Source organism: Burkholderia sp. E168m22 (assembly GCF_001319805.1).
GTDB lineage: Bacteria > Pseudomonadota > Gammaproteobacteria > Burkholderiales > Burkholderiaceae > Burkholderia > Burkholderia orbicola.
This window is the reverse complement of the sequence record NZ_BBSK01000060.1, coordinates 1-18,070: the sequence shown is the minus strand read 5'-3', so window position 1 is coordinate 18,070 and position 18,070 is coordinate 1. Positions and strand designations below refer to the sequence as shown.

The 18,070-nt window shown below is 61.7% G+C and carries 12 protein-coding genes and 1 tRNA gene; all 13 read right to left on the bottom strand.

All coding sequences use genetic code 11. From position 1 onward, the window contains the following. Positions 1 to 50: 50 nt before the first annotated feature. The 13 genes from fusA to AP428_RS14790 all read right to left on the bottom strand — a co-directional run bounded on the left by fusA (position 51) and on the right by AP428_RS14790 (position 17,974). Positions 51 to 2,153, bottom strand: coding sequence for an elongation factor G (fusA, locus tag AP428_RS14850; RefSeq protein ID WP_006482929.1), 2,103 nt, complete (start codon positions 2,151 to 2,153; stop codon positions 51 to 53). A gap of 123 nt (positions 2,154 to 2,276) precedes the next feature. Continuing rightward, complete coding sequence (gene rpsG / locus AP428_RS14845; RefSeq protein WP_006477195.1) at positions 2,277 to 2,747, bottom strand: 30S ribosomal protein S7; 471 nt, start codon at positions 2,745 to 2,747, stop codon at positions 2,277 to 2,279. 172 nt (positions 2,748 to 2,919) lie between these two features. After that, complete coding sequence (gene rpsL, locus AP428_RS14840; protein WP_006400662.1) at positions 2,920 to 3,300, bottom strand: 30S ribosomal protein S12; 381 nt, start codon at positions 3,298 to 3,300, stop codon at positions 2,920 to 2,922. A 225-nt stretch (positions 3,301 to 3,525) separates the two neighbouring features. Then, a complete protein-coding gene (gene recQ / locus AP428_RS14835; protein WP_006477197.1) occupies positions 3,526 to 5,373 on the bottom strand; it encodes a DNA helicase RecQ in 1,848 nt (615 codons plus the stop codon). A gap of 277 nt (positions 5,374 to 5,650) precedes the next feature. After that, positions 5,651 to 9,892 carry a DNA-directed RNA polymerase subunit beta' gene (gene rpoC, locus AP428_RS14830; RefSeq protein WP_011546645.1) on the bottom strand — a complete coding sequence of 1,414 codons (4,242 nt, stop codon included), beginning with the start codon at positions 9,890 to 9,892 and terminating at the stop codon, positions 5,651 to 5,653. 21 nt (positions 9,893 to 9,913) lie between these two features. Continuing rightward, positions 9,914 to 14,020, bottom strand: a complete 4,107-nt coding sequence (gene rpoB / locus AP428_RS14825; RefSeq protein ID WP_011546646.1) for a DNA-directed RNA polymerase subunit beta — start codon at positions 14,018 to 14,020, stop codon at positions 9,914 to 9,916. 381 nt (positions 14,021 to 14,401) lie between these two features. After that, positions 14,402 to 14,776: a 50S ribosomal protein L7/L12 gene (rplL, locus tag AP428_RS14820; RefSeq protein ID WP_006477198.1), complete on the bottom strand. Its 375-nt coding sequence runs from the start codon at positions 14,774 to 14,776 to the stop codon at positions 14,402 to 14,404. Between the two features lie 63 nt (positions 14,777 to 14,839). Then, the gene (gene rplJ, locus AP428_RS14815) at positions 14,840 to 15,337 is read right to left on the bottom strand and encodes a 50S ribosomal protein L10 (protein ID WP_011546647.1); all 498 of its coding nucleotides are present in this window, start codon (positions 15,335 to 15,337) and stop codon (positions 14,840 to 14,842) included. A gap of 308 nt (positions 15,338 to 15,645) precedes the next feature. Beyond that, positions 15,646 to 16,344 carry a 50S ribosomal protein L1 gene (gene rplA, locus AP428_RS14810; protein ID WP_006482906.1) on the bottom strand — a complete coding sequence of 233 codons (699 nt, stop codon included), beginning with the start codon at positions 16,342 to 16,344 and terminating at the stop codon, positions 15,646 to 15,648. Further along, positions 16,345 to 16,776, bottom strand: coding sequence for a 50S ribosomal protein L11 (rplK, locus tag AP428_RS14805; RefSeq protein WP_006477201.1), 432 nt, complete (start codon positions 16,774 to 16,776; stop codon positions 16,345 to 16,347). 140 nt (positions 16,777 to 16,916) lie between these two features. After that, entirely contained in the window at positions 16,917 to 17,474 is a 558-nt protein-coding gene (nusG, locus tag AP428_RS14800; RefSeq protein ID WP_006400672.1) for a transcription termination/antitermination protein NusG, read from the bottom strand. A gap of 1 nt (position 17,475) precedes the next feature. After that, positions 17,476 to 17,856, bottom strand: coding sequence for a preprotein translocase subunit SecE (gene secE / locus AP428_RS14795; protein ID WP_006477202.1), 381 nt, complete (start codon positions 17,854 to 17,856; stop codon positions 17,476 to 17,478). Positions 17,857 to 17,898: 42 nt separating this feature from the next. Next, positions 17,899 to 17,974, bottom strand: a tRNA-Trp gene (locus AP428_RS14790). Positions 17,975 to 18,070: the final 96 nt, after the last annotated feature.

The following is an 18,070-nucleotide window of genomic DNA, read 5'->3' as shown; positions in this document are numbered from 1 at the left end:
TTTTGCCATGATTCTCTTCTTTCAAAAATTATCGGTGGGTAGCTACAGATTTACTTCGACTTCGCGCTGATGATCGCTTCAGCAACGTTGCGCGGAGCTTCAGCGTAGTGCTTGAACTCCATCGTGTACGTTGCACGACCTTGCGTCAGCGAACGCAGCGACGTCGAGTAACCGAACATTTCCGACAGCGGCACTTCGGCGCGCACGATCTTGCCGCCGCCAACCATGTCTTCCATGCCCTGGACGATGCCGCGACGGCCCGACAGGTCGCCCATCACGTTGCCCATGTAGTCTTCCGGCGTCTCGACTTCGACAGCCATCATCGGCTCGAGGACGACCGGGTTCGCCTTGCGCATCGCTTCCTTGAACGCCATCGAACCGGCCATGCGGAACGCGTTTTCGTTCGAGTCAACGTCGTGGTACGAACCGAACGTCAGGTGAACCTTCACGTCGACGACCGGGAAGCCAGCCAGCACGCCCGACTTCAGCGTGTCCTGGATACCCTTGTCGACCGCCGGGATGTATTCACGCGGAATCACACCACCCTTGATCTCGTCGAAGAACTCGTAGCCCTTGCCTTGTTCGTTCGGCTCGAGCGTGATGACCGCGTGACCGTACTGGCCGCGACCACCCGACTGCTTGACGAACTTGCCGTCGACATCCTTCGCCGTCGAACGGATCGTTTCGCGGTACGCAACCTGCGGCTTGCCGACGGTCGCTTCCACGCCGAATTCACGCTTCATCCGGTCGACCAGAATTTCGAGGTGGAGCTCGCCCATGCCCGAAATGATGGTCTGGCCGGATTCTTCGTCGGTCTGCACGCGGAACGACGGGTCTTCCTGAGCCAGACGGTTCAGTGCGAGGCCCATCTTTTCCTGGTCAGCCTTCGTCTTCGGCTCGACAGCCTGCGAAATCACCGGCTCCGGGAACACCATGCGTTCGAGAACGATCGGGTTCGCCGGGTCGCACAGCGTGTCGCCCGTGGTTGCTTCCTTCAGGCCGACCGCTGCGGCGATGTCGCCTGCACGGACTTCCTTGATTTCTTCACGCTGGTTCGCGTGCATCTGCAGAATACGGCCGAGGCGTTCCTTCTTGCCCTTGGTCGAGTTCAGCAGCGTGTCGCCCGAGTTGACGACACCCGAGTACACACGGAAGAAGATCAGCTGGCCGACGAACGGGTCGGTCATGATCTTGAACGCGAGCGACGAGAACTTCTCTTCGTCCGACGCCTTGCGCTCTGCTTCTTCGCCGTTTTCGAGCTCGCCCTTGACCGGCGGGATGTCGACCGGCGACGGCAGGAAATCGATCACGGCGTCGAGCATGCGCTGCACGCCCTTGTTCTTGAACGCGGTACCGCACAGCATCGGCTGGATTTCGCACGCGATCGTACGATCACGCAGCGCCTTGACGATGTCGGCTTCCGGCAGATCGCCTTCTTCCAGGTACTTGTTCATCAGGTCTTCGCTGGCTTCGGCAGCCACTTCGACCATCTTTTCGCGCCATTCCTTGCAGGTCTCCGCGAGCTCGGCCGGGATGTCGACGTAGTCGAACTTCGTGCCTTGCGACGCTTCGTCCCAAATGATCGCCTTCATCTTGATCAGGTCGACGACGCCTTTGAAGTTTTCTTCCGCGCCGATCGGCACCACGACCGGAACCGGGTTCGCCTTCAGGCGCAGACGGAGCTGGTCGTAGACCTTGAAGAAGTTCGCGCCGGTACGGTCCATCTTGTTGACGAACGCGAGACGCGGCACCTTGTACTTGTTCGCCTGGCGCCACACCGTTTCCGACTGCGGCTGCACGCCGCCCACTGCGCAGTACACCATGCACGCGCCGTCGAGCACGCGCATCGAGCGTTCCACTTCGATCGTGAAGTCGACGTGGCCCGGGGTGTCGATGATGTTGATGCGGTGTTCCGGATAGTTGCCGCCCATGCCCTTCCAGAAGGCCGTGGTAGCAGCGGACGTGATCGTGATGCCACGCTCTTGTTCCTGCTCCATCCAGTCCATCGTGGCTGCGCCGTCGTGGACTTCACCGATCTTGTGGTTCACACCGGTGTAAAACAGAATGCGCTCGGTCGTCGTCGTTTTGCCGGCGTCGATGTGAGCGCTAATACCGATATTGCGGTAGCGCTCGATAGGAGTCTTGCGAGCCACTTTGATCCTCTACTGGGATGACGTGATGCAGCCCTGCTGCATCACGCCTCAACACAAACGGGCGAGGCGCCTGAAAAGCGCACCCGCCCGGAATTTATTTCCGCAAACAGCCCAGCCAGGCGCTTAGAAACGGAAATGCGAGAACGCGCGGTTGGCTTCTGCCATGCGGTGAACTTCGTCGCGCTTCTTCATCGCGCCGCCACGGCCTTCGGCCGCTTCGGAGAGTTCACCTGCCAGACGCAGGGCCATCGACTTCTCGCTGCGCTTCTTCGCAGCCTCACGCAGCCAGCGCATCGCCAATGCCATACGACGCGACGGGCGCACTTCGACCGGAACTTGATAGTTGGCACCACCAACGCGACGGCTCTTCACTTCGACCACCGGCTTCACGTTGTTGAGCGCAACCGTGAACACTTCCAGCGGGTCCTTGCCACCCTTGGTCTGGATTTGTTCGAATGCGCCATAAACGATGCGCTCTGCGACCGACTTCTTGCCGGACAGCATCAGCATGTTCATGAACTTGGCAACATCAACGTTACCGAACTTCGGATCCGGCAACACTTCCCGCTTGGGGACTTCGCGACGACGCGGCATGATTCTTCCTTTACTTGTTCAGTTGGAGCTGGATTCAGCTCCGCGGCCACCAACAAACCCGATCACATCTTCACGACTAACCAGCTTGGCCGGGTGACCACTTACTCGACAGCACCGGCAATCCGGCACTCCCGCCTTGACCGCCCTGCGGCGATCCCTGATCAAAAACTGCTTACTTGGCAGCCTTTGCACGCTTCGCGCCGTACTTCGAACGCGCTTGCTTACGGTCCTTGACGCCCTGGGTATCCAGCGAGCCGCGAACCATGTGGTAACGCACACCCGGCAAGTCCTTCACACGGCCGCCGCGGATCAGCACAACCGAGTGTTCCTGCAGGTTGTGGCCTTCACCGCCGATGTACGAAATCACTTCGAAGCCGTTCGTCAGACGAACCTTGGCAACCTTACGGAGTGCCGAGTTAGGCTTCTTCGGCGTCGTCGTGTACACACGGGTGCACACGCCGCGACGCTGGGGGCAGTCCTGCAGGGCCGGGCTCTTGCTCTTCGTCGTTTCCGACTGACGGCCTTTGCGAACCAGTTGGTTGATGGTTGGCATTGTTTATTCCTGAAATTGAACAAAATCTGCACGCCGATTTCGGGCAAAGCGAGAATCGACGCACAGTTGACTTCCGAACCGGCGAATCGGGTGCGAACTGTCGAACGCGACTCGGCCGCCGAATACCGGAACCCAGCATGATATTCCGGAAATACCAACTAAGTCAACGGCTTGCGTGATTTGCCGGCTGATCGCGGGGTTTACAGGAGGGGTCGGAACGCTGTGTCAGGCCGATTCGACGACGTCGATGATTTCGTCGCCGAAGCGTTCCAGCTTGCGCACGCCCATGCCGGGGATGTGACGCAGGTCGTCGATCGTCTCCGGCGCGTTGCGCGCGATTTCGGCGAGCGTCGCGTCGTGGAAGATCACGTAGGCCGGCACGCCGTCCGTCTTCGCGGTTTCCGCGCGCCATGCGCGCAGCGCGTCCCACCGTGCGCGCTCGCGGGCGCCCATGCCGGCCGTCGGGTCGACGCGCGTGCCGCTGCGGCTCGACGACTGGCGGGTGCGCTGCGGCTTCACGTAGCGGCGCAGCGTGACCTTTTCCTCGTTCTTCAGCACGGGCTTCGCGGCCTCGGTCAGCATCAGCGCGCCGAAGCCGCCATGGTCGACCGCCAGGTAGCCGTACGCGACCAGTTGCCGGAAAATCGCGCGCCACTCGGGCTCGGACAGTGCCGCGCCGATGCCGAACGTGCTGAGCTGGTCGTGGCCGCGCTGCAACACCTTCTCGGTGCGCCCGCCGCGCAGGATCTCGATCAGGTGGCTCGAGCCGAAATTGAAGCCGCTCGCGCGCTGCGCGCGGAACACGCACGACAGTGCCATCTGCGCCTCGCGCGTCGCGTCCCACGAAGCGGGCGGCTCGAGGCACGTGTCGCAGTTGCCGCACGGCTGGCTCGCCTCGCCGAAGTAGTTCAGCAGCCGCACGCGGCGGCACGAGATCGTTTCGCACAACCCGAGCAGCGCGTCGAGCTTCGACGTCTGCACGCGCTTGTGCGCGTCGTCCGCATCGGATTCGTCGATCATCTTGCGCTGTTGGACGACGTCGCCGAGGCCATATGCCATCCACGCGTTCGCGGGCATCCCGTCGCGGCCCGCGCGGCCGGTTTCCTGGTAATAGCCTTCGACGCTCTTCGGTAAATCGAGGTGCGCGACGAAGCGGACGTCGGGCTTGTCGATGCCCATGCCGAACGCGATCGTCGCGCACATCACGATGCCTTCCTCTCGCTGGAACATTTCCTGGTGCTTCTGCCGCACCTCGAACTCCATCCCCGCGTGATACGGCAGCGCGCGCACGCCCTGCGCCTTCAGCCATTCGGCCGTTTCCTCGACCTTGCGACGCGACAGGCAATAGACGACGCCCGCGTCCGTCGTGCCGTCGGCATTCGTGTGCTCGGCACGGATGAAATCGAGCAACTGCGAGCGCGCGTTGTCCTTTTCGACGATCCGGTAACGGATGTTGGGGCGGTCGAAGCTCGACACGAACACGCGCGCGTCGTCGAGCGCGAGACGATGGATGATCTCGTCGCGCGTGATCGCGTCGGCCGTGGCGGTCAGCGCGATGCGCGGCACCGACGGGAAGCGCTCGTGCAACACCGACAGCTGGATGTATTCCGGGCGGAAATCGTGCCCCCATTGCGACACGCAGTGGGCTTCGTCGATCGCGAACAGGCCGATCTTCGCGCGCTCGAGCAGCTCGAGGAAGCGCCCCGTCATCAAGCGCTCCGGCGCGACGTACAGCAGGTCGATTTCGCCTTCGCGCAGCGCGCGCTCGGTGGCCGCGGCCTCGGCGCCCGACAGCGTCGAATTCAGGTAGGCCGCGCGCACGCCGACTTCGCTCAACGCGGCGACCTGGTCCTGCATCAGCGCGATCAGCGGCGACACGACGATGCCGGCGCCCTGCCCGGCCTCTCGGCGCAGCAGCGCGGGAATCTGGTAGCACAGCGACTTGCCGCCGCCGGTCGGCATCAGCACGAGACAATCGCCGCCGCCGGCGACGTGCTCGACGATCTCGCCCTGCTGGCCGCGAAAGGCGGAATAACCAAAGACTTCGTCGAGTATTTCGAGGGCGCGGGACATGAATAGGAACAGGGACGGCTAAGCGATGAACGCAATTTTAACAACCCGCTCGCGCGACGCGTGGCGAATCGCGCGACGTTGGCCGTTCGGTCAGGGTTCGTTCGCGGGCATCACGGGCCTGCCGCGGTCATGCTGGACGCGTTCGCGGGGCATGCCCCGAGGCGGCGCAGGCACGTCATGCGCGTGAACGAAGGATGAAAAAAAACCGCCCGGCAGAACCGGGCGGTTTCGGTGACAGCGATGATAGCAAGGCAACGCGGCTTGCGCCGCGCCGTGCTTACTCGGCTGCCGGGTGTTGCGGCTCTTCTGCCGGCGCGCTCGGCGTGCCGAAGTCGAATGCCTCTTCCGCTGCGATCTGGTCGAAACGCTCGCGATCCGACGATTCCTTCGCCTTGCGTGCCTTGTGGAACGCGAGACCCGTACCGGCCGGAATCAGACGGCCGACGATCACGTTTTCCTTCAGGCCGCGCAGATCGTCGCGCTTGCCCATGATCGCCGCTTCGGTCAGCACGCGGGTCGTTTCCTGGAACGATGCCGCGGAGATGAACGAGTCGGTCGACAGCGATGCCTTCGTGATACCGAGCAGCACGTTGTCGTACGAAGCCGGACGCTTGCCCTCGGCGATCATGCGATCGTTCTCGTCCAGCATGTCGGAACGCTCGACCTGTTCGCCCGGGATGAAGCGCGTATCGCCGTTGTCGGTGATCTGCACACGACGCAGCATCTGGCGAACGATCACCTCGATGTGCTTGTCGTTGATCTTCACGCCCTGCAGACGGTACACGTCCTGCACTTCGTCGACGATGTAGCGCGACAGCGCCTCGATACCCTGCAGACGCAGGATGTCGTGCGGATCGGCCGGACCGTCCACGATCATTTCGCCCTTGTTGACGACCTGGGCATCGTGAACCAGAACCTGCTTTTCCTTCGCGATCAGGAACTCGTGCTGGTTGCCCTCGAGGTCCGTGATGACGAGACGCTGCTTGCCCTTCGTGTCCTTGCCGAACGACGTCGTACCGGTGACTTCCGCGAGAATGCCGGCATCCTTCGGCGAACGCGCTTCGAACAGTTCCGCCACCCGCGGCAGACCGCCGGTAATGTCACGCGTCTTCTGCGCTTCCGTCGGGATACGTGCGAGCACTTCACCGACCTGCACCTGCTGGCCATCCTTCACGGTGATCAGTGCGCCGACCTGGAAGCCGATCTGCACTGCGTGCTCCGTGCCCGGAATCTTCACTTCCTCGCCGTTCGCGTCGAGCAGCTTCACCTGCGGACGCACGCTCTTCGAAGCCTGCGAACCGCGGCGCTTCACGTCGATCACGACCAGCGTCGACAGGCCGGTCACGTCGTCGATCTGCTTCGCGACGGTCACGCCTTCCTCGACGTTCTCGAACTTCACCGTACCACCGTACTCGGTGATGATCGGACGCGTCAGCGGGTCCCACGTGGCGAGCTGCGTGCCGGCCTTGATCGTCGCGCCGTCGAGCTGCAGCAGCGTCGCGCCGTACGGCACTTTGTGACGTTCGCGCTCGCGACCGAAGTCGTCGGTGATCATCGCTTCGCCCGAACGGGAAATGACGATCTGCTCGCCCTTCGCGTTCGTGACGTAGCGCATCGTCGCCGTGAAGCGGACGATACCGTTGCTCTTCGCTTCGACCGACGAAGCCACTGCCGCACGCGATGCCGCACCACCGATGTGGAACGTACGCATCGTCAGCTGCGTGCCCGGTTCACCGATCGACTGCGCCGCGATCACGCCGACTGCTTCGCCGACGTTCACGAGCGAGCCGCGGCCGAGGTCGCGGCCGTAGCAGGCTGCGCACAGGCCGTAACGCGTTTCGCAGGTCAGCGGCGTGCGCACGCGCACTTCGTCGATGCCGAGGCGTTCGATTTCCTCGACCGCCGTTTCGTCGAGCAGCGTGCCCGATTCGTACAGCGTTTCCTGCGTTTCCGGATTCACGACGTCCGCGACCGCGACGCGGCCGAGGATACGGTCACGCAGCGCTTCGACGACTTCACCGCCTTCGACCAGCGCCTTCATCGCCACGCCGTTCGACGTGCCGCAATCGTCTTCCACCACGACCAGATCCTGCGTGACGTCGACCAGACGACGCGTCAGGTAACCCGAGTTCGCGGTCTTCAGTGCCGTATCAGCCAGACCCTTACGTGCACCGTGGGTCGAGATGAAGTACTGCAACACGTTCAGACCTTCGCGGAAGTTCGCGGTAATCGGCGTCTCGATAATCGAGCCGTCCGGCTTCGCCATCAGGCCACGCATACCGGCCAGCTGACGAATCTGAACCGCCGAACCCCGGGCGCCCGAGTCGGCCATCATGTAGATCGAGTTGAACGACTCCTGGCGCGTCTCGTTGCCGTCGCGGTCCGTCACCGGCTCCGTCGACAGCTGCTCCATCATCGCCTTGCCGACCGCTTCCGACGTTGCCGACCAGATGTCGACCACGTTGTTGTAGCGTTCCTGCGCGGTGACGAGACCCGACATGTACTGGCGGTCGTACTCCTTCACCTTCTTCGCGGCGTCGCCGACGATCGTTTCCTTCTGCGGCGGCACGAGCATGTCGTCCACGCAGATCGAGATGCCGGCACGCGTCGCGAGACGGAAACCCGACTGCATCAGCTGGTCGGCGAACACCACCGTCGCACGCAGACCGCATTTGCGGAACGCCGTGTTGATCAGGCGCGAGATTTCCTTCTTCTTCAGCGGCTTGTTCAGCACCGAGAACGGCAGGCCGTGCGGCAGGATCTCCGACAGGATCGCGCGGCCGACGGTCGTCGCGTACAGCGTGATCTTCGGCACGAACGGCGGCGCGCCTTCCGACTTGTCTTCGTTGTGGACCATTTCGGTGATCCGCACGTTGACGCGCGAGGCCAGCTCGACTTCCTTGTTCTCGTACGCGCGGATGACTTCCGACACGCCCGTGAACGACAGGCCTTCGCCCTTGCCGTTGACCGCTTCGCGGGTCGCGTAGTACAGACCCAGCACGATATCCTGCGACGGCACGATCGACGGATCGCCGTTGGCCGGGAACAGCACGTTGTTCGATGCGAGCATCAGCGTGCGCGCTTCCATCTGCGCTTCGAGCGACAGCGGCACGTGAACGGCCATCTGGTCACCGTCGAAGTCGGCATTGAACGCCGCGCAGACGAGCGGGTGCAGCTGGATTGCCTTGCCTTCGATCAGCACCGGCTCGAACGCCTGGATACCGAGACGGTGCAGCGTCGGCGCACGGTTCAGCATCACCGGATGCTCGCGGATCACCTCTTCGAGGATGTCCCACACCACCGGCGTCTGGTTCTCGACTTCCTTCTTCGCAGCCTTGATGGTCGTCGCGACGCCCATCACTTCCAGCTTGTTGAAGATGAACGGCTTGAACAGCTCGAGCGCCATCAGCTTCGGCAGACCGCACTGGTGCAGCTTCAGCGTCGGGCCGACCACGATGACCGAACGGCCCGAGTAGTCGACGCGCTTGCCCAGCAGGTTCTGACGGAAACGACCGCCCTTGCCCTTGATCATGTCGGCGAGCGACTTCAGCGGACGCTTGTTCGCGCCCGTCATCGCCTTGCCGCGACGACCGTTGTCGAGCAGCGAGTCGACGGCTTCCTGCAGCATCCGCTTTTCGTTGCGGACGATGATTTCAGGCGCCTTCAGCTCGAGCAGACGCTTCAACCGGTTGTTACGGTTGATCACGCGGCGATACAGGTCGTTCAGGTCCGACGTCGCGAAACGGCCGCCGTCCAGCGGCACGAGCGGACGCAGTTCCGGCGGCAGCACCGGCAGCACTTCGAGGATCATCCACTCGGGCTTGATGCCCGAACGCTGGAATGCCTCGAGGACCTTCAGGCGCTTCGCGTACTTTTTGATCTTCGCTTCCGAGCCGGTGTTCTTCAGCTCGGTGCGCAGCGTCTCGACCTGCTCGTCGATGTTGATCGCGCGCAGCAGTTCACGCACGCCTTCCGCGCCCATTTCGGCACGGAATTCGTCGCCGTATTCCTCGACCTTGTTGTAGTAATCCTCTTCGGTCATGATCTGCCGCGCCTTCAGCGGCGTCATGCCCGGTTCGATCACCACGTACGCTTCGAAGTACAGCACGCGTTCGATGTCGCGCAGCGTCATGTCGAGCACCATGCCCAGACGCGACGGCAGCGATTTCAGGAACCAGATGTGCGCGACCGGCGAGGCCAGTTCGATGTGGCCCATCCGCTCGCGACGCACCTTCGCCAGCGTCACTTCGACGCCGCACTTCTCGCAGATCACGCCGCGGTGCTTCAGGCGCTTGTACTTGCCGCACAGGCACTCGTAGTCCTTGATCGGCCCGAAGATCTTCGCGCAGAACAGACCATCGCGTTCCGGCTTGAACGTACGGTAGTTGATGGTCTCCGGCTTCTTCACTTCGCCGAACGACCACGAACGGATCTTGTCGGGCGAGGCCAGACCGATCTTGATCGCGTCGAAAACTTCTTCCTGTTGGACTTGCTTGAATAGATCGAGCAGAGCTTTCATTGCTTTCTCTCCGTAGTCCGATTAATTGCGGTCGAGATCGATATCGATACCGAGCGAGCGGATTTCCTTCACGAGCACGTTGAAGGATTCCGGCATGCCTGCATCGATCACGTGATCGCCCTTGACGAGGTTTTCGTACACCTTCGTCCGGCCGGTCACGTCGTCCGACTTCACCGTCAGCATTTCCTGCAGCACGTAGGACGCGCCGTACGCTTCGAGCGCCCACACTTCCATTTCACCGAAACGCTGGCCACCGAACTGCGCCTTACCACCCAGCGGCTGCTGCGTGACGAGCGAGTACGGGCCGGTCGAACGCGCGTGCATCTTGTCGTCGACCAGGTGGTGCAGCTTCAGGTAGTGCATGTAGCCGAGCGTCACGCGACGTTCGAACATTTCACCCGTGCGGCCGTCGTACAGGCGGACCTGGTTCTTCGACGGGTTCATGCCGAGCTGTTCGGCGATGTCGTCCGGGAACGCGAGGTCGAGCATCTTGCCCATTTCTTCCTCGGTCGCACCGTCGAACACCGGCGTCGCGAACGGCACGCCTTCGCGCAGGTTCTTCGCGAGTTCGAGGATCTCGTCGTCGGTGAAGCTTTCCAGATCTTCCTGGCGGCCCGACTCGTTGTAGATCTTCGTCAGGAACGTGCGCAGTTCCTCGATCTTCGCCTGACGCTGCAGCATTTCGCCGATACGCCAGCCGAGGCCCTTCGCGGCCCAGCCGAGGTGCACTTCCAGAACCTGACCCACGTTCATCCGCGACGGCACGCCGAGCGGGTTCAGCACGACGTCTGCCGGACGGCCATCGGCCATGTACGGCATGTCTTCGATCGGGACGATCTTCGACACGACACCCTTGTTACCGTGACGGCCTGCCATCTTGTCGCCAGGCTGCAGACGGCGCTTCACCGCGAGGTACACCTTGACCATCTTCAGCACGCCCGGCGGCAGTTCGTCGCCTTGCGTGAGCTTCTTGCGCTTCTCTTCGAACGCGAGATCGAACTGGTGACGCTTCTCTTCGATCGAGTTCTTGATCGCTTCGAGCTGCGCCGCTGCTTCGTCGTCCGCGAGGCGGATGTCGAACCAGTGGTAGTGGTCGAGGTCTTCCAGGTAAGCCTGGTCGATCTTCGTGCCCTTCGCGAGCTTCTTCGGACCGCCGTTCGCGACCTTGCCCACGAGCATGCGTGCGAGACGCTGGAACGCGTCGCCTTCCACGATGCGCAGCTGGTCGTTCAGGTCGAGACGGTAGCGCTTCAGTTCGTCGTCGATGATCTGTTGCGCACGCTTGTCGCGCTGGATGCCTTCACGCGTGAACACCTGGACGTCGATCACGGTGCCGCTCATGCCCGACGGCACGCGCAGCGACGTGTCCTTCACGTCCGAAGCCTTCTCGCCGAAGATCGCGCGCAGCAGCTTCTCTTCCGGCGTCAGCTGGGTCTCGCCCTTCGGCGTGACCTTGCCGACCAGCACGTCGCCTGCTTCGACTTCAGCACCGATGTACACGATGCCCGACTCGTCGAGACGGCCGAGCTGGACTTCCGCCAGGTTCGAGATGTCGCGCGTGATTTCTTCCGGCCCGAGCTTCGTGTCGCGTGCAACGACGTTCAGCTCTTCGATGTGGATCGACGTGTAGCGATCGTCCGCGACCACCTTCTCCGAGATCAGGATCGAATCCTCGAAGTTGTAGCCGTTCCACGGCATGAACGCGATCAGCATGTTCTGGCCGAGCGCGAGCTCGCCCAGGTCCGTCGAGGCGCCGTCGGCCAGCACGTCGCCGCGCGAGACCTTGTCGCCCATCTTCACGATCGGACGCTGGTTGATGTTCGTGTTCTGGTTCGAACGCGTGTACTTGATCAGGTTGTAGATGTCGACACCGACTTCACCCGCGACCGCTTCGTCGTCGTTCACGCGAATCACGATACGGCCTGCGTCGACGTAGTCGACCACACCGCCGCGGAACGCCTGGACCGTCGTACCCGAGTCGACCGCGCAGGTGCGCTCGATGCCCGTACCGACGACCGGCTTTTCCGGACGCAGACACGGCACGGCCTGACGCTGCATGTTCGAACCCATCAATGCACGGTTCGCGTCATCGTGCTCGAGGAACGGGATCAGCGAGGCGGCCACCGACACGATCTGCGACGGCGCGACGTCCATGTACTGGATCCGGTCCGGCGTGACCATCATCGTTTCGCCGGCTTCACGCGACGACACGAGTTCGTCGATCAGCTGGCCGTTCTCGTCGATCGCGGCGTTCGCCTGGGCGATCATGTAGCGGCCTTCCTCGATCGCCGACAGGTAATCGATCTGGTCGGTCACCTTGCTGTCCACGACCTTGCGGTACGGCGTCTCGAGGAAGCCGTACTCGTTCAGGTGCGCGTACAGTGCGAGCGAGTTGATCAGGCCGATGTTCGGACCTTCCGGCGTTTCGATCGGGCACACGCGGCCGTAGTGGGTCGGGTGCACGTCGCGGACTTCGAAGCCTGCGCGCTCGCGCGTCAGACCGCCCGGGCCCAGTGCGGAAACACGGCGCTTGTGCGTGATTTCCGACAGCGGGTTGGTCTGGTCCATGAACTGCGACAGCTGCGACGAACCGAAGAACTCGCGGATCGCCGACGAAATCGGCTTCGAGTTGATCAGGTCGTGCGGCATCAGGTTTTCGCTTTCGGCCTGGCCGAGGCGTTCCTTGACCGCGCGCTCGACACGCACGAGACCCGCGCGGAACTGGTTTTCCGCCAGTTCGCCGACGCAACGCACGCGACGGTTGCCGAGGTGGTCGATGTCGTCCACTTCGCCCTTGCCGTTGCGCAGCTCGACGAGGATCTTGATCGTCGCGAGGATGTCGTCGTCCTGCAGCGTCATCGGGCCGACGATCTCGTCACGGCCGACGCGGCGGTTGAACTTCATGCGGCCGACCTTCGACAGGTCGTACGCTTCTTCGCTGTAGAACAGACGGTTGAACAGGGCCTCGACCGCTTCCTCGGTCGGCGGCTCGCCCGGACGCATCATGCGGTAGATCGCGATGCGCGCGGCCGTCTTGTCGGTCGTTTCGTCGACACGCAGCGTCGACGAGATGTACGGGCCCTGGTCCAGATCGTTCGTGTAGAGCGTCTGGATGTCCTTGATGCCCGCTTCGCGCAGCTTCTCGAGCACGCTTTCCGTGACTTCGTCGTTCGCGCTCGCGATCACTTCGCCGGTATCGCCGTCGACGACGTTCTTCGCCAGCACGCGGCCGAGCAGATAGTCTTCCGGCACCGAGATGAACTTGGTCTTCGCGGCTTCGAGGTCGCGAATGTGCTTCGCGTTGATCCGCTTGTCCTTCTGGACGATGACCTTGCCGTCGCGATCCGTGATGTCGAAACGCGCGACTTCACCACGCAGGCGCTCGGGCACGAACTCGAGTTGCGCGCCTTCGTCCATCAGCGTGAAGTTGTCGAACACGAAGAAGTTCGCGAGGATCTGCTCCGGCGTCAGGCCGATGGCCTTCAGCAGGATCGTGACCGGCATCTTGCGGCGACGGTCGACGCGGAAGTACAGGATGTCCTTCGGATCGAATTCGAAGTCGAGCCACGAGCCGCGGTACGGAATGATCCGTGCCGAGAACAGCAGCTTGCCCGAGCTGTGCGTCTTGCCCTTGTCGTGTTCGAAGAACACGCCCGGCGAACGGTGCAGCTGCGAGACGATGACACGCTCGGTGCCGTTGATGACGAACGAGCCCGTCGGCGTCATGAGCGGAATTTCGCCCATGTACACTTCCTGCTCCTTCACTTCCTTGACGACCGGCTTGTTCGGCGATTCCTTGTCGAGAATGACGAGGCGGACCTTCGCGCGCAGCGCGGAGCAGTACGTCAGGCCACGCTGCTGGCATTCCTTGATGTTGAATGCCGGCGAGGACAGCGCATAGCTCACGAACTCGAGGCGCGCGAAACCGTTGTGCGAAACAATGGGAAATACCGACGTGAACGCGGCCTGCAAACCCTCAGGCTTACGTTGCGTCGCGGGCACATCGGCTTGCAGAAACGTGCTGAATGATTCAAGCTGGGTAGCCAGCAAGAACGGAACTTGGTGAACGATGGGGCGCTTCGCGAAACTCTTGCGAATGCGCTTCTTCTCGGTGAAGGAATATTGCATACGATCTCCGAATCACGGCGGGTGCTATCGAGGCGGAATACCTGGACGTTTCAAACCCGAGTGTTCACCGACTGAGACCCGATGGCCGTTCGACGGCTTGAACGAGCCGAGAAGCTTGGTGGTTGGCCGCTACCAACCGCTGGCTGACGGCAGCGGATGCCTGTGTTGCCCGCTACCCGACCAAACTTGCCTTCTGCAGTCGCTTCAGAAGACAAAGAGAACCGCCAATCGTGCGTGATTCATCACAACGATCAAGCGGTTTTCTTTGGCTTCTGGGGCCGATTATTCGGGCTCCCGAATGAGTGCCAGAATAACGTCCCCACAAAGCACAAAAAGGCCGGCGGTGAAAATACCGCCAGCCTTCGCACAGCGCGCCGAAACTTACTTGACTTCGACCTTCGCGCCAGCTTCTTCCAGCTTCTTCTTGGCTTCTTCAGCAGCAGCCTTGTCGACGCCTTCCTTGACGGGCTTCGGTGCACCGTCAACCAGGTCCTTCGCTTCCTTCAGGCCCAGGCCCGTCAGTTCGCGAACGGCCTTGATGACCGAAACCTTGTTGGCGCCGGCTTCAGCCAGGACGACCGTGAATTCGGTCTTCTCTTCTGCTGCAGCAGCTGCGCCACCGCCTGCCGGGCCAGCGACTGCCACTGCAGCTGCCGACACGCCAAACTTCTCTTCGAACGCCTTGACCAGTTCGTTCAGTTCCAGAACGGTCATCCCTTCGACTGCTGCCAGGATGTCTTCTTTTGCGATTGCCATTTGAAATACTCCTAAATTGAATTCGGATACAGCCAGCGATCAGTAACGCTGATGCACGTTCGCTTACGCAGCTTCCGCTTGCTTCTTCTCGGCCAGCGCGGCGAGAGCACGCGCGAAGCCCGAAACAGGCGATTGCATAACGAACAGCAGCTTCGAGAGCAGTTCTTCGCGGCTCGGGATGCTTGCCAGCGCTTGCACGCCAGCCTTGTCCATCACCTTGCCATCGAACGAACCAGCCTTGATGACCAACTTTTCATTGCTCTTGCTGAAGTCGTTGACGACCTTAGCAGCAGCAATGGCATCTTCCGAGATGCCGTAGATCAGGGGACCAGTCATCTGCTCTGCCAGCGGAGCAAAAGGCGTACCTTCGACGGCGCGACGCGCCAGCGTGTTCTTCAACACGCGCAGGTAAACCTGTTGCTCACGCGCTTTCGCGCGCAGCTTGGTCAGATCGCCAACCGCAATTCCACGATACTCAGCCAGCACAACGGTCTGGGCCTTCGCGACTTGCGCGGAAACCTCAGCGACGACGGCTTGCTTGTCTTCTCTATTAAGCGGCACGGTTAGCCTCCAGAAACGATACGTTCGGCATGGCCGGTATGGCCGAAACCTCACGTACCTCGTTCAACAACGGCGTCCGACCTCGTTAGGAGTATTTCCACCTCACGCCGCGAATCGCTTCGCGGCCTGGGGCTTCACCACTGCAAAACTTTTTCGGGTTCGCCATCTGCGTTGGCTTGAATTAAGGGATCGCCTGCCTGCTGCGCCCCACCAACGGTCTTTGATAACCGGTTGTCCGCCCTACTGCACGAACAACCGCCCAAAGCCCATGTAGGCCGCTTCGCGAACGAAGCGGCCCGGATACTTGCTTACTGTGCTGCCAGCGTAGCCTGGTCGACACGCACGCCGACGCCCATCGTGCTCGACAGTGCGATCTTGCGCAGGTACACGCCCTTGCTCGTTGCCGGCTTTGCCTTCTGCAGCGCTTCGATCAGCGCCGACAGGTTCGAACGCAGCGCGGTCGGCTCGAACGATGCACGGCCGATGGTCGCGTGGATGATACCGGCCTTGTCGACGCGGAATTGCACCTGACCAGCCTTCGCGTTCTTGACGGCGGTTGCGACGTCCGGCGTGACCGTACCGACCTTCGGGTTCGGCATCAGGCCGCGCGGGCCCAGGATCTGACCGAGCGTACCGACGATACGCATCGTGTCCGGCGAAGCGATCACGATGTCGAAGTCCATCTGGCCAGCCTTGATCTGCTCAGCCAGGTCTTCCATACCGACGATTTCCGCGCCTGCTGCACGCGCCTGCTCGGCCTTTTCGCCTTGCGCGAACACGGCAACGCGAACCGACTTGCCCGTACCTGCCGGGAGAACGACCGAACCACGAACGACCTGGTCCGACTTCTTCGCGTCGATGCCGAGCTGAACCGCGACGTCAATCGATTCGTCGAACTTCGCGCTCGCGCATTCCTTCACGAGGCTCAGTGCGTCTTCGATCGCGTACAGCTTCTGACGATCGACCTTGGCGGCAAATGCCTGACGGCGCTTGGAGATCTTAGCCATTTACACGCCCTCCACAGTGATACCCATCGAGCGTGCGCTACCAGCGATGGTGCGAACGGCTGCGTCCAGATCAGCTGCCGTAAGGTCCGGCATCTTGGTCTTCGCGATTTCTTCGGCTTGAGCGCGCGTGATCGAACCGACCTTGTCGGTGTGCGGCTTGCTCGAGCCCTTGTCCACCTTCGCCGCCTTCTTGATCAGGACGGTCGCCGGCGGCGTCTTCATCACGAACGTGAAGCTCTTGTCAGCGAATGCCGTGATGACCACCGGCACCGGCAGACCCGGCTCCATGCCTTGAGTCTGCGCGTTGAACGCCTTGCAGAACTCCATGATGTTCAGGCCGCGCTGGCCCAGTGCCGGACCGACCGGCGGCGACGGGTTGGCTTTACCTGCAGGGATCTGCAGCTTGATAAAGCCGATAATCTTCTTTGCCATTTGAAACCTCATTGGAACGCCGGGAAGGCGTTCGGTGAGTGATAACGCGCTTTCGCCGCTGGCTACTGACGCTCCTCAACGACCATGACGCGGGCCGTAAGCGCGAAGGTGGGCAGCCGAGGCTGCCCACCGAATCGGGATCAAACTTTTTCGACCTGGCCGAACTCGAGTTCGACCGGGGTGGAGCGGCCAAAGATGGTGACCGACACACGCACCCGCGATTTCTCGTAGTTGACTTCTTCGACGGTGCCGTTGAAGTCCGTGAACGGGCCTTCCTTGACACGCACCATCTCGCCGACTTCGAACAGGGTCTTCGGGCGCGGCTTTTCGACGCCTTCCTGCATCTGCGACATGATCTTCTCGACTTCCTTCGGGGAAATCGGGGTCGGGCGGTTACGCGCACCGCCGACGAAACCGGTGACCTTCGCGGTGTTCTTCACGAGGTGCCACGTTTCGTCCGTCATTTCCATTTCCACCAGCACGTAGCCGGGGAAGAAACGACGTTCGGTCACGGCCTTGTGGCCGCCTTTGACTTCGACCACTTCTTCGGTCGGAACCAGGATCTGACCGAATTTGTCCTGCATGCCAGCACGTTCGATGCGCTCTTGAAGCGCACGTTGCACGCTCTTCTCCATACCGGAGTAGGCGTGCACGACGTACCAACGCTTTCCGCTCGGGGATGCCGGAGTATCGCTCATATCATTTCCAACCCAGAATCGCCGAGAAAATCACCCATTCGATCGATTTGTCGCTCAACCAGAGGAAAATCGCCATCACAAGCACGAAACCGAACACGACGAGTGTGGTTTGCGTTGCTTCCTTGCGGGTGGGCCATACGACCTTCCGGACTTCCTTGTACGAATCCTTGGCAAACGCGATGAGGCTCTTGCCAGGGGCGGACATCAGCCCGACGGCCACGCCGGCGATGATACCTACCGCCAACGCGGCACCGCGGACATACCACTGCTGATTGGTCAGCCAGAAGAAGCCCACGAATCCGGCCAACACCAGCAATACGCCCAGGGCCAGCATCAGCTTATCGCCGGAGGTATTTACAGTTTCGACGGATGGATTCGCCATAACACCTTAAAACAAATGCCACGTGGGACACGTGGCGATTTTTGGCAGGGGCAGAGGGAATCGAACCCCCAACCTTCGGTTTTGGAGACCGACGCTCTGCCAGTTGAGCTATACCCCTAAACCATGTTGGGGCCGGCTGATGCCAGCCCCAAAACTGTCGATCAACGAATAACTGGCTTACTCGATGATCTTGGCGACGACGCCGGCGCCGACG